The organism is Vibrio sp. VPAP30 (genome assembly GCF_001188205.1).
Taxonomy (GTDB): domain Bacteria; phylum Pseudomonadota; class Gammaproteobacteria; order Enterobacterales; family Vibrionaceae; genus Vibrio; species Vibrio bivalvicida.
Map to the genome: position 1 here is coordinate 190466 of NZ_LBLS01000008.1, position 11322 is coordinate 201787.

An 11322-nucleotide genomic window follows, 5' to 3' on the forward strand; every position below is an offset into this window, starting at 1 on the left:
ATACTAGCGAAAGCCGATTACGCTGACAAGTAGATTTTTTCAAAAAGGTACATGTTGAGAGCTAAACGGTCAAAAAAAGGACAAAAGCACACATTAAGCGCTTTGTATTGACCCAATTCAAATTAAAGCTCTGAAAATTCAGGACAGTACTCGATTAGGCCAGAGCGATGGTCAAACTCGCCTTCAACCAATGACAGGACTTGAAATGCACCTTGCGGAACATCCCATTGACAACGCATTTGGCGTTTTTCACTATCGATAAAACCAAAACGGCTATAATAAGCAGGGTTACCTAAGACAACACAGGCTGGGTAACCAAACTCGCGTAAAGAAGATAACCCTTCCTTAACCATCTCAGCAGCTAAACCTTGATTACGATACTTTTCTTCGACCGCTAATGGTGCTAAACCTTGCCAATTCAAATCGCTGCCTTCTAGCGTAACCGGGCTAAATAATACATAGCCAACCACTACACCTTCATCGTTACAGGCAACTAATGACAAGGTGCGGCGACTATTTTCTCTTAGCTTCATGACTAAATTAGCTTCAGCCTCTGTTTCAAACGTCGATTTTAGCAATCGATCAATGGCAAGTATATCTGCCGGCGCTTCAGTTCGAATAAGCATTTATAACCTCTTTATGTGTTGCAGGCGATTGTAAGCCTTTTTGCACAAAATCGGCTAGCTGATTTAACAAGGTTTGCAGAGGCTTTGGCAAAGATTCTAGATCAACACTATCCATAAGGTTCTTAACCTCAAGTCCCAGCTCAGTGTCCCCTTCAATCGTTAGACGACGTTGAAAGAATAAGGTGTCTGGATCTTCTTTGCGTCCTGCGATGAGCACCAAGTCGTTAAGACAACCACTAAACAAAACATCTTCTTGTACTGCTTTGTCTGCAACGACAATTTGTTCGTTTTCATAACTAATTAGCCAACTCAATTGCAGATCTTTTACTTCAACTCTTAACCACTTACCTTCTAGGAATTCGAAGTCACCGTCTTCAAGTGCTTCTTTAAACACAGTTTTAAGCCCTTCAAGCAAGGCTTTTTTTTGTACAACCTGAGGCAAGAAGTGGACTGGAGATCGCAAAATTGATGCTGCATTTTGCACTAGTTGAGTGCGTATCTTGTTAATCACGCGAGATATCCGTTACTTTGTTAGCTAGAATCACTCATCATAGAGGATGTTTGACTAGGCATTCCTGTCATTTATCAAAGAATCTGCGCTAAGCCTTAACTCTTTAAACTCTGCGCAAGGACAGTTATAGTTAACACATCACTCACATTCGCTCCCTAGTGGATAATTTGCTCTTTGGAGAGTCGGAAAAACTTGATGCTATCGCAACAAATTCAGCACTGGTTTACAAAAATCACGGCCAACAGTCCGTTTTTTTTCGCCATTTTGGATAACCAGCATAACTATGCCATGGTTAATGGCCGCTATTGCGATATCGCAGGGCTAACTCCAACTGAACTGATTGGCATGTGCGATAGTCAAATCATGGGTCAGCAGTTTTATGAGCACCTTAAGCCTTATTATCAACGGGCATTCAAAGGTGAGTCCATAGAAGCAGAGATGACTATGGGCGATCTCGATTTAGAGACAAGCCTACACTTCAACCTGTCTCCAATTGAAACCGAAGGCAAAGTAGAGCATGTCATCTTCCACGCGCTTGATACCTCCGAAAAACAAATCTTAATTCGTTCACTTGAAGAGTCAGAAGGAAAGTTTTCCAAGCTCACGTCACTTTTACCTGAGGGCATTTTTTTAGTCGAGGATGACTGCATTCTTTCCGCGAACCCTGCAGCTCTAAGATTATTGGGATTCAATTCTATCCAAGATGTGCTGGGCGAAAGCTTATCGCGTCTGTTTGTTGATGAAAAAACTAAGACCGTTTTTTCTAAATCATTCTCCAATATGCTTGGGGAAACCCCGCTGACCTGTTTAACCAGTCCTCGTTGTGGCTTTGAACGCAAAGTTCACTTACAGGCTGATGCAGCGATGATTCTTGGCAGTGACTCACAACTCATTCTGATTCAAGATGCAGAATCAACACCCACCGCACTTACTACCAGCAAACAAGACGATATTCATCTCGATTCGCTAACAGGCCTGTACAACCGATTTGGCTTTACCAAACGTTTAGAGCAGTTGATCCACAACGAAACGCCGTTAATCATGCTCTACCTCGATATTGACAACTTCAAGAATATCAATGACTCGCTGGGCCATCACATTGGCGACAAAGTGATCAAAGAAGTTTCTTCACGCTTAAAACGCTTGTTACCTCAACAAGCAGTATTGGGCCATTTAGGTGGTGACGAATTTGGGATAATCCTACCTGAACCAGAGAATAATCGCATGGCAGAAATGCTATCCGAACGGATTATTTCTCTTATTAATCAGCCATTTGATTTACACCATTTTAGTAAGCGCCTCGCCTGCTCTATCGGTAGTGTCGCTTATCCGGGTGACGGTAATGATGCACGAATCTTACTACAAAATGCTGACACAGCCATGTATGAAGCGAAAGATCGCGGTCGTAACCGTCTGATTAAATTCAATGATCAGATGAACAAAGAAGCGCGGATGCGTTTATGGCTCGAGATCGAGCTACAAAAAGCGCTTCAGCAAAACGGTTTAGAGGTTTGGTATCAGCCGAAAGTTAACGCACGCGATTTCAGCATTAACGGAGCTGAAGCACTGATCCGTTGGAAACACCCGGTAGAAGGCTATATCAGCCCAGGTGCATTTATTCCTGTTGCTGAACGAGCCGGGTTAATCGAACATCTTGGGCGCGTTGTGATGCGCGAAGTTTTTAGTACGGTTAAGCGTTGGAAACTCCAAGGTATTTTACCTGGCCGTGTGGCAATCAACTTGTCTCCTGAACAATTTGGTAACCCAAAGCTTATCGACTATATGGAAAAACTGCTACGCACCACTGAACTTGACCCGAGTAGCATCACTTTCGAACTGACAGAAAGTGCGGTCATGAGCGACAGTGAGCACACGCTACAAATGCTCAATGCCATTAAGAAGCTTGGATTTGCGCTATCGATCGATGACTTTGGTACTGGTTACTCATCACTCTCTTATTTGGCTCGATTTCCCATCGACGAGCTTAAAATTGATCGCGCCTTTATCTCTGATATCGATACACTGCCAAAACAAATTACCGTGATAGAAAACATCATCAACCTTGGTAAGTCGCTTGATTTAACTGTAGTTGCAGAAGGTGTTGAAACTCAGCAACAAGCGACTCTTCTGTCTAACCTCAACTGTCACTCTATTCAAGGCTTTCATTTCTACCGTCCACAGCCAAGGCAAGAAGTGGAAGAACTGTTTGCACAAAACCGTCGCCACAAAAACTAACTCTAAGTGATTATTTAACTTAGAAACTCACTCAAACCTGCTGTATATCAAATTTGCCGTTCATATTTCTTCATAAAATGCTCAACAAATTCAGAATAGACAGTCATGGTGCGAGCAATGGAACTCCTATGCCCAGCAGGCAATTTGCCTGCCTTAAAAACGGCAATTGATTGTGGTGCTGACGCGGTATACATCGGTTTTAAAGATGATACTAATGCCCGCCACTTTGCAGGTTTGAACTTTACGGGTAAGAAACTCGAAAAAGCCGTTCAATATGTCCACGCTAACAACAAAAAAATCCACGTTGCGCTAAACACCTTTGCCCATCCAAATGGTTTTGAACGTTGGACTGAAGCCGTAGACCGAGCAGCAGATAGCGGGGTTGATGCATTAATTGTGGCTGATATCGCAGTGTTAGAATACGCAGCACAGAAATACCCACACCTCGAACTTCACCTATCCGTACAAGCCTCTGCTACTAACATCGCGGCCATTGATTTCTACAAACAGAACTTTAATGTCAAGCGAGTGGTATTGCCGCGTGTACTTTCTATTCATCAGGTTAAACAGCTATCGCGCAATATCACTAGTGATGTAGAACTAGAAGTGTTTGCTTTTGGTAGCCTATGCATTATGTCTGAAGGTCGCTGTTACCTTTCTTCCTATATGACAGGTGAATCGCCAAATACAGTTGGTGCTTGCTCACCTGCCAAATATGTTCGCTGGCAAGAAACCAACCAGGGTCTAGAATCACGCCTCAACGACATCCTGATTGATCGTTATAGCGATGGTGAAAATGCGGGTTACCCTACATTATGTAAAGGGCGCTTTACTGCCGATTTACAGCAACAGACCAAGGCATATCACGCACTCGAAGAACCTACCAGTTTAAACACACTATCTATGCTTCCCGAGCTTTTCGCTGCCAATGTCGCGTCAGTAAAAATAGAAGGCCGCCAGCGTAGCCCTGCTTACGTCGAGCAAGTAACTCGAACATGGCGCGCAGCGATCGACCGATACTTAGCCAACCCAGACAACTATCAAGTTGAGCCGAGCTGGGATTCCGCACTGTCAAACGTATCAGAAGGTAAACAAACCACGCTTGGTGCTTACCACCGTAAATGGCAGTAGAGCTTTACTTGTAGAGATAACAATGGAAAACAACATGAAATACGCACTTGGTCCACTGCTTTACTTCTGGCCCAAACAAGATGTCGAAGCGTTTTATGATCAAGCGAAAACCAGCTCGGCGGATATCATCTATCTTGGGGAAAGCGTTTGTTCTAAACGACGCGAGATGAAACCCGCTCACTGGTTCGAGATTGCCAAAGAACTAAGCAATGTCGGCAAGCAAGTGGTACTTTCCACGATGGCATTGCTCGAAGCACCAAGCGAAGTTAACGTGATGAAAAAGTATATCGACAATGGTGACTTTGCCATCGAAGCCAATGATGTTTCTGCGATTCAACTTGCCTCTGAGCACAAAGTTCCTTTCGTTGTGGGCCCAGCAGTCAATACCTACAATGCGCACACCTTGAACCTGTTCTTAAAACAGGGTATGACTCGTTGGTGTATGCCGGTAGAGCTTTCACGAGAGTGGTTGGGAAAAGTACTGAACCAATGTGATGAGATTGGTATTAAAGGCAAGTTTGAAGTCGAGGTATTCAGCCATGGTTATCTACCCCTAGCATACTCTGCACGCTGCTTCACTGCCCGTGCAGAAAATAGAGCTAAGGATGACTGCGAGACTTGCTGTATTAAGTATCCGACTGGCATTCAAGTCAGCAGTCAGGAAGGACAAGAAGTATTTAACCTCAACGGTATCCAGACTCAGTCCGGCTACTGTTATAACCTCATCAATGACTTACCAAGCATGAACGGTTTAGTTGATGTGGTTCGTCTTAGCCCGCTTGGTATCGATACTTTTTCACAAGTGGATAAGTTCCGTGCCAATGAGCATGGTAATAGCCCGTCAACGATCGAAAGCCGCCAATGTAATGGCTACTGGCATCAACTTGCGGGCCTAGAAGTGAAAAATATCTAATCTAATTTCCAGCTAAAAAACACACCAACAAAAAGGGGCTCACTGAGCCCCTTTTTTTATGCGATAGCCTGCTCTGATTGCAGCGTTTGGTAGCGACGAATATCTTTAAGAAGCATAAAAATAACGACCGCACTCAAGGCAATATTCGATAGAGGGTAGGCAATCCATATTCCTGGCACACCAAATAGCTTCGGCATGATGTACAAGAAAGGTAGCTGAATCAGCATATTACCTACAGTAACAAACATCGCTTTACTGCCTTTATTGATCGCTTGGTAGTAAGCTCCCGCCACCACTAAAAAACCGTCCAGCGCCAAAGCAAACATGTGTAGGCGAATCCCCAATACCGTATACTCCACTAACTGAGTATTGTTTTTGTTGAACACAGACACAAATTGCGTCGGGAACAGGTTGAGCAGTATGACGAATACCACACCAACAGACACTGCACTATACATCGCCACTTTCAACAGTTTACGAGTGTTCTCTTGATTACGAGCACCATGGTTATAGCTCACGAGTGGCTGCATACCATTCGCAATCCCTTCCGCTGTTAAGTAATAAACCGTGACGATATACCCCAGAATCGCATAAGCACCAATCATCAACTGATCACCGTACTGTGAGAACAGAGCATTGTGCAGTGCAACCATCATTGAACCATATGCGTACATAAAGAAGCTTGACGTACCGATGGCAAAAATCTGTGGGATCACAGCGAACTTCAGTCTCAACTCTCTCCAACGCAGACGTAGCTTGGCTTTTGCTGAGAAGAAGTAAAATAAACCTAATCCTGTCACCACCAGTTGTGCAATCGCAGTAGCCAATGCAGCGCCCGTTAGCTCCCACTCAAACCAAGCAATAAACAGGTAATCAAGCACGATGTTAATCAGCGCGCCGATCACCATCAAGATTGTGGCAAGGTTTGGGCTATCGTCATTACGAAGCAAAAATGGCATGGCAATCGAACCTAGCGTGAACGCACACGCGCCGATCAAGATATGAAGGTACTGAATACCGAGATCAAATACGCGCCCTTCTGCCCCCTGCCAATAAAGAAAATCTTCAGCGAAGAAGAATAAGACCCCTGATACGATTGGAGTTAAAGCCAATAGCAAGACTAAGCCAGTCGCTAATATCTGCTTTGCACCTTGCGTATCTTGCTCGCCTTGACGAATGGAAACTAACGCTCCCGTACCAACGCCCACCAGCATACCAATGCCGAGAATTGAGCCAATCACAGGCCACGCAATATTGATCCCAGCCAACCCATCAGCACCTACATATCGACCGATAAAAATTCCATCTACCACTTGATATAAACCGTTGACCAGCATTGCTGCCACAGTTGGGATAGTGTATTTCCAAAACTGTTTATAAATAGATGTTTGCATGTTTCTCTGCTCTAGTTAGCAAGGCTAACTAAATAGTTAAATGTATTACGACAGTGTTTTGTTTAACAGGCTAACTAGCTGTGTCGCTTCTTGTTCGGACAACTTTGCGTTCATCGTTTCTGCAACTTCTTTATAGACGACGTTTTCTAACAACATTGCTTTAATCGCACTTTCTGTTAGTACTACTTTCTTGGCACGAGCATCTTCATTGCACAAGATTCGTTTAACGAGTCCTTTTTTCTCGAGCCGCACGACCATATTTGAAGCAGAAGGCTTGGTCACTTTCATTTCATCGGCTAAGTCCGTGATACGAACTCCTTCAGGAAAGGCTTGGACTACTCTTAAGTAATCAAACTCATTAAAGCTCAACAGCGATAAGGGATCTTCTTTCGCATAGACACGCCAAGCCTTAGAGCAAAAGCGCTCAAGCTCTATCAAACTAGTTTCCAAACTCATCGCCAAAACCATTTAGTTAGCCAAGCTAACTATAGTACGTCATTTTTTTTAACAAGCAATAAAAAAGCGCTGATACCAGCGCTTTTCCAATCTGAGTTAGATTTGCTAATCAAGCCGATTAGCGGCTTGTTGAGCTTTCGCTCTCGCAATCACTTGCGCTTGAAGGTCTTCATAGATATTTGTCAGCTCTAATATCGCGTAACGATGCTCAACATACTCAAATACATTAAATGAGATTGCGAGTCGATAAAAAGAGATTGCTTTGGCAATATCTCGTTCAGAGTCACCTTCTTGGTAGCGCTTGCCTAAGTAGAAATAGGCTTCTGTTAAGTGCTGAGCAAGAACGACTTTATCACGTGTGCTCTCAACAATTGCTTTAAAGGCTTGTTTTTCAGACAGCTCACCTAAAGTCAGCGCGACCATGATCCAACCCCATTTATCATTGCGGTTTTGATAGCTCTGCTCTAGCTCTTGCTTCGCCATTTCAGGTGAGACTTTAGACTTGATGATATAGAGCCACAAAGCACTGAATGGGTCGCTTGAGTCTTGATCATACTGCTGTTGCATCTCTTCTAAAGCGAGATCAAAACGACCACCATAGTAGAGCGCAATGGCTCTGTTGCGAGCTGCATAGCTGTTATTCGGTGCAAGTTCTAAAGCAGAATCAAACGCATCATAGGCGGCATCAAAATTTCTCTTCTCGGTAAAGTAAACCCCAAGTAAGTTGAACAGATCTGCTTGAGCTGGGTAAATTGCAAGCGACTGTTCATAGTCTAATCTAGCAAGGTTTCTCAACCCAACGCTGTCGTAGTAATTCCCTCTTTCATAGAGTATTTTAGCGCGTGTTTCGTTGGGTAAATCGGTTCGGCCAAGTAGTTGACTTAAACGTGCGATCTGAACCTCTTGTTGCAAGCTAGGTTGAAGTGCCTCGACCATTGGAGGTAGCACCCATTCAGCTTGTTGGTTCGATGTTGACACACAGCCTGCAGTTACTAATAGAGCAAGGCTAAGCGTTGCGGTTTGAAACCATTTCACAAATAAATACTCCTGTAGCTAAGTCTTCTACTTAGCGTCATCCGCATTAAAAAAGGGAGCGTAGTGCTCCCTTTATAACATGCTTTTAGCAACATTGGCTAATTCACTGAACCAGCCAGTTTAATTGCTTTGCATTATGCGTCTGTTGCAGGCTTCTCTTCAGTAGCCGCTTCTTCAGTCTTTTCAACCGCTTCTTTCATGCTTAGACGAACACGGCCTTGACGGTCAATCTCAAGTACTTTCACTTGAACTTCTTGACCTTCAGCTAGGTAATCAGACACCTTCTCAACACGCTTGTCAGCAATTTGTGAGATGTGTACCAGACCATCTTTACCAGGCAAGATTGTAACGAACGCACCAAAGTCAGCCAGACGAGCTACTTTACCTGTATAGATACGGCCTACTTCAACTTCAGCAGTGATCTCTTCGATACGACGGATTGCTTCTTTCGCAGCTGTACCTTCAGTTGCAGCAATCTTGATTGTACCGTCGTCTTCGATTTCGATAGTTGTACCAGTCTCTTCAGTTAGAGCACGGATAACAGCACCGCCTTTACCGATAACGTCTTTGATCTTCTCTGCGCTGATCTTCATTGTGTGAATACGCGGAGCAAACTCAGAGATATCTTCACGAGCACCAGAAATCGCTTCATCCATTACAGATAGGATGTGCTTACGTGCACCTTGCGCTTGGTTAAGTGCAATTTGCATGATTTCTTTAGTGATACCTTCGATCTTGATATCCATCTGAAGTGCAGTGATACCGTCGTTAGTACCTGCTACTTTAAAGTCCATGTCACCTAGGTGGTCTTCGTCACCAAGGATGTCAGAAAGAACAACGAAGTCGTCGCCTTCTTTAACTAGACCCATTGCGATGCCCGCAACAGAAGCTTTAATTGGAACACCCGCATCCATAAGTGCTAGAGAGGTACCACATACAGAAGCCATTGAAGAAGAACCGTTAGATTCAGTGATTTCTGATACTACACGTACTGTGTATGGGAACTCATCTACAGATGGCATTACAGCAGCAATACCACGCTTAGCTAGCTTACCGTGGCCGATTTCACGACGCTTAGGAGAACCTACAAAACCAGTTTCGCCTACACAGTATGGAGGGAAGTTGTAGTGCAGTAGGAAGTGATCTTTACGCTCACCTGTTAGCTCGTCGATGATTTGCGCATCGCGTTGCGTACCTAGTGTAGCTGTTACTACTGCCTGAGTTTCACCACGAGTAAATAGTGAACTACCGTGAGTACGTGGAAGAACACCAGTACGTACATCTAGTGCACGAACCATGTCTTTTTCGCGACCATCAATACGTGGGTTGCCTGCGATGATGCTACGGCGTACAACTGTCTTCTCTAGATCGTGGAAGATAGTGTGGATTTCTTTGGTGTTCGCTTCTGGATCTTCAGCAAGTAGCACTTCATTTACTTCAGCAGCAATCGCGTGAATACGGTCGTAACGAGCCATCTTCTCAGTGATTTGGTAAGCTTCTACAAGCTTAGCTTCTGCAAGTTCAGCAATCTTAGTGTTTAGTGCTGTATTCTCTTCAGGAGCAACCCAATCCCAAGCTGGAGTCGCTACTTCAGCTGCGAATTCATTGATTGCAGAGATAACAACTTGCTGTTGATCGTGACCGAATACAACTGCAGAAAGCATCTCTTCTTCTGTTAGGTTGTCTGCTTCAGACTCAACCATAAGAACAGCGCCTTCAGTACCGGCAACAACTAGATCGAGCTTAGACGTTTCTAGCTCAGTGTTGCTCGGGTTCAGAACTAGTTGACCATCGATATGACCAACACGAGCTGCACCAATAGGACCGTTAAACGGAATACCAGAGATAGCAAGAGCAGCAGAAGTACCGATCATTGTTACCATGTCTGGCTGAACGTCTGGGTTTACTGACATTACTGTCGCGATAACCTGAACTTCGTTTTTGAATGCGTCTGGGAATAGAGGACGAATCGGACGGTCGATTAGACGAGCCGTTAGAGTTTCGCCTTCAGATGGACGACCTTCTCGCTTGAAGAAGCCACCAGGGATTTTACCTGCAGCGTAAGTACGCTCTTGGTAGTTAACTGTTAGTGGGAAGAAGTCTTGACCTTCTACTGCTTCTTTCTTACCGACAACTGAAACGAATACTGCTGTATCGTCCATTGTAACCATAACGGCAGCCGTAGCTTGACGTGCGATAACGCCAGTCTCAAGAGTAACTGTGTGGTTACCGTACTGGAACGTTTTAACAACTGGTTTTTCGAACATTGTTATTCCTTGTTTCTAAGCTCATCAGTCATGACTTACTCAGAGTGTATTAGTTGATACTCAAGGCATTACAAATCGCGACTAGTAAAAATGAACTGAGAAAAGCTGAATTCATTTTGAATAGTCGCGACCCTTTGGTCGACGTGGTTGACTGTAATGCAGTGAGCTTATTGCTGACACTTTCAATACCGATATCAGTATTGGAAGTATGCGGGGCGTAGTATAGCGAGATTAATTCGGTTTGGCTAAGCTATAGCAACCAAAATAAGTAACGGGCAACAAAAAAGGGGCTAAAAGCCCCTTTTTCGACAAACTGTTCTATGCAGCCGCTGATTAGCGACGTAGGCCTAGACGCTTGATTAGGTCTTGGTAACGAGAAAGGTCTTTGCCTTTCAGGTAGTCAAGAAGCTTACGACGGCTAGAAACCATACGTAGAAGACCACGACGGCTGTGGTGATCGCCTTTGTGTGCTTTAAAGTGACCTTGAAGGTGGTTGATAGAAGCAGTTAGTAGAGCTACTTGAACTTCTGGTGAACCAGTATCGCCTTCAGCGCGTGCGTATTCTGCAACGATTGCTGCTTTAGTTTCTGCATTCAGAGACATAATTCTCTCCTGATAAGAGTAAGTTTAAATTTGTAGCAGCCAATCTCTGATTCAGCCGCTACGCGAAGCGCGGATTATAGGGGATGTACAGAGCTTAAGCAATAGGTAATTGCGCGCTTCGCGCGCGATGCGCGAGGCGGGAGGCGGGCCA

At 44.3% G+C, this 11322-nt stretch carries 10 protein-coding genes; 3 read left to right on the forward strand and 7 right to left on the reverse strand.

The features are described 5' to 3' along the window. Positions 1–122: 122 nt before the first annotated feature. Positions 123–626: a GNAT family N-acetyltransferase gene (locus ZX61_RS01320; RefSeq protein ID WP_049842924.1), complete on the reverse strand. Its 504-nt coding sequence runs from the start codon at positions 624–626 to the stop codon at positions 123–125. Continuing rightward, a complete protein-coding gene (gene ubiT, locus ZX61_RS01325; protein ID WP_049842925.1) occupies positions 610–1137 on the reverse strand; it encodes a ubiquinone anaerobic biosynthesis accessory factor UbiT in 528 nt (175 codons plus the stop codon). Before ubiT ends, ZX61_RS01320 begins: the two co-directional genes overlap by 17 nt. Positions 1138–1332: 195 nt before the next feature. On the opposite strand from ubiT, the gene ZX61_RS01330 reads away from it, so the two are divergent. The 3 genes from ZX61_RS01330 to ZX61_RS01340 all read left to right on the forward strand — a co-directional run bounded on the left by ZX61_RS01330 (position 1333) and on the right by ZX61_RS01340 (position 5416). Further along, complete coding sequence (locus ZX61_RS01330) at positions 1333–3372, forward strand: EAL domain-containing protein (RefSeq protein ID WP_049842926.1); 2040 nt, start codon at positions 1333–1335, stop codon at positions 3370–3372. A gap of 117 nt (positions 3373–3489) precedes the next feature. Further along, positions 3490–4503 (forward strand): ubiquinone anaerobic biosynthesis protein UbiU, encoded by a 1014-nt coding sequence (ubiU, locus tag ZX61_RS01335; protein WP_049842927.1) that lies wholly within the window; start codon positions 3490–3492, stop codon positions 4501–4503. A gap of 34 nt (positions 4504–4537) precedes the next feature. Continuing rightward, complete coding sequence (locus ZX61_RS01340) at positions 4538–5416, forward strand: U32 family peptidase (protein ID WP_049842928.1); 879 nt, start codon at positions 4538–4540, stop codon at positions 5414–5416. Between the two features lie 56 nt (positions 5417–5472). On the opposite strand, the gene ZX61_RS01345 is transcribed toward ZX61_RS01340, so the two are convergent. From ZX61_RS01345 to rpsO, 5 genes are all read right to left on the reverse strand, one after another. Next, positions 5473–6810 carry an MATE family efflux transporter gene (locus ZX61_RS01345; RefSeq protein ID WP_049842929.1) on the reverse strand — a complete coding sequence of 446 codons (1338 nt, stop codon included), beginning with the start codon at positions 6808–6810 and terminating at the stop codon, positions 5473–5475. Positions 6811–6855: 45 nt separating this feature from the next. Beyond that, positions 6856–7266, reverse strand: coding sequence for a MarR family winged helix-turn-helix transcriptional regulator (locus tag ZX61_RS01350; RefSeq protein WP_049842941.1), 411 nt, complete (start codon positions 7264–7266; stop codon positions 6856–6858). 105 nt (positions 7267–7371) lie between these two features. Continuing rightward, complete coding sequence (gene nlpI, locus ZX61_RS01355; protein WP_049842930.1) at positions 7372–8301, reverse strand: lipoprotein NlpI; 930 nt, start codon at positions 8299–8301, stop codon at positions 7372–7374. A gap of 134 nt (positions 8302–8435) precedes the next feature. Continuing rightward, positions 8436–10568: a polyribonucleotide nucleotidyltransferase gene (gene pnp / locus ZX61_RS01360; RefSeq protein WP_049842931.1), complete on the reverse strand. Its 2133-nt coding sequence runs from the start codon at positions 10566–10568 to the stop codon at positions 8436–8438. 333 nt (positions 10569–10901) lie between these two features. Further along, on the reverse strand, positions 10902–11171 hold the full coding sequence (rpsO, locus tag ZX61_RS01365; RefSeq protein WP_004728948.1) for a 30S ribosomal protein S15: 270 nt from the start codon (positions 11169–11171) through the stop codon (positions 10902–10904). Positions 11172–11322: the final 151 nt, after the last annotated feature.

What these genes read in the sequence shown, in the direction of transcription:
- rpsO (WP_004728948.1), bottom strand. Translation starts at nt 11,171, where the DNA reads ATGTCTCTGAATGCAGAAACTAAAGCAGCAATCGTTGCAGAATACGCA.
- ZX61_RS01345 (WP_049842929.1), bottom strand. Translation starts at nt 6,810, where the DNA reads ATGCAAACATCTATTTATAAACAGTTTTGGAAATACACTATCCCAACT.
- ZX61_RS01350 (WP_049842941.1), bottom strand. Translation starts at nt 7,266, where the DNA reads ATGAGTTTGGAAACTAGTTTGATAGAGCTTGAGCGCTTTTGCTCTAAG.
- ZX61_RS01320 (WP_049842924.1), bottom strand. Translation starts at nt 626, where the DNA reads ATGCTTATTCGAACTGAAGCGCCGGCAGATATACTTGCCATTGATCGA.
- ZX61_RS01330 (WP_049842926.1), top strand. Translation starts at nt 1,333, where the DNA reads ATGCTATCGCAACAAATTCAGCACTGGTTTACAAAAATCACGGCCAAC.
- pnp (WP_049842931.1), bottom strand. Translation starts at nt 10,568, where the DNA reads ATGTTCGAAAAACCAGTTGTTAAAACGTTCCAGTACGGTAACCACACA.
- ubiU (WP_049842927.1), top strand. Translation starts at nt 3,490, where the DNA reads ATGGAACTCCTATGCCCAGCAGGCAATTTGCCTGCCTTAAAAACGGCA.
- ZX61_RS01340 (WP_049842928.1), top strand. Translation starts at nt 4,538, where the DNA reads ATGAAATACGCACTTGGTCCACTGCTTTACTTCTGGCCCAAACAAGAT.